This window comes from Vibrio sp. 2130-1 (assembly GCF_033339515.1).
Genome location: NZ_JAWOUT010000077.1, coordinates 1 through 1,123 on the forward strand (window position 1 = coordinate 1; position 1,123 = coordinate 1,123).

2 protein-coding genes are annotated in these 1,123 nt (G+C 45.2%); both read right to left on the bottom strand.

Annotated features, from left to right (window positions below):
- Positions 1 to 79: 79 nt before the first annotated feature.
- The gene (locus tag R7Q09_RS24330; RefSeq protein ID WP_005454901.1) at positions 80 to 553 is read right to left on the bottom strand and encodes a response regulator; all 474 of its coding nucleotides are present in this window, start codon (positions 551 to 553) and stop codon (positions 80 to 82) included.
- Positions 540 to 1,123 (bottom strand): sensor histidine kinase (locus tag R7Q09_RS24335; protein WP_318143719.1); only part of this gene is annotated, 584 nt, incomplete at its 5' end. The genes R7Q09_RS24330 and R7Q09_RS24335, both read right to left, overlap by 14 nt.

Consider the following 1,123-nt stretch of genomic DNA (forward strand, 5'->3'; position numbering starts at 1 on the left):
CACAGCCACCGTTTAGTCACCGATTTTTACATCAAAACAGAACGTGGCTGTGGCGAAAACTCAGGTTAACTTTACCCACCTATCTTAAGCGGTCAAACACAACGTTTTGATCTAAGTGCTCGTGATATTGCGTGTAATCGAGCCCCATATCAAAAATGTATTGTGTAACGAGGTTTCTTACGCACTCAATCAACTGATTGGCTTGCCAAGGCTTTTCGAAATAGCGATCGATGCCCGCAGAGTTAATCGCATTGATCGTATCAGTGTGCGTGGCCTGCCCAGTCAACAAGACTTTGCGAGTGCGAACAAAGCGGCTGTCTTTGGAAATTTCCGTCAGCAGCTCAACACCCGTTTTACCTGGCATCACGTGATCCGAAATAATTAACGCGATCATTTCACCATCTGCATCAAGCTCATCCATCAGCTCAAGCACTTCATCAGCAGATTCACAATCTTCAATATTCAGCCATTTATTCAACGGTTCTAGATCTTGTAGAACCGCGCTTAACACCTCTCGTTGGTCATCAACGCAAATTAAATTAAGCTTCTCCATGTTCACCCTCTACCGGTAATTTGATCCTAAAAATGGTCTTTTCACTGTCACTTTTTACGACAATGGAACCGTTGTAACCTGCAATAATACGTTTAACGATCGAGAGCCCAAGCCCCAACCCAAAAGACAATCCGCCCTTCTTCGTTGTAAAGTTCGGCCTAAATATCTTTCGGCGTGTGGCCTCATCAATTTCAGGGCCGTTGTTGGCGATCGTGACTAAAATCTTTCCTTTGCTCACGCGTGTATGAATTTCAATGGTCGGCGACTCAATGTTAATCATCGCATCGCACGCATTTTTTAAAATATTCACCCAAATTTGAACAAGCTCAGTTTGCGATCCAATAAAAACCGGCAGTTCTGCAGGGCTGAAACGCACACTAACGCGCCTCAAATCACTCTGCAGCAACGCCAACGCACGATTTATCGAATCATTGATGTTGATGGCCTCATCAAGGTCGATATCCGTTCTGCCCAATTGCTTAACGGAACGAACAATGCCCACCGTATGCTTAGACGCGATACGCAAGTCATGCAGGTCTCGCCCAACTTGCCAGTAACGAATCGCCTCTT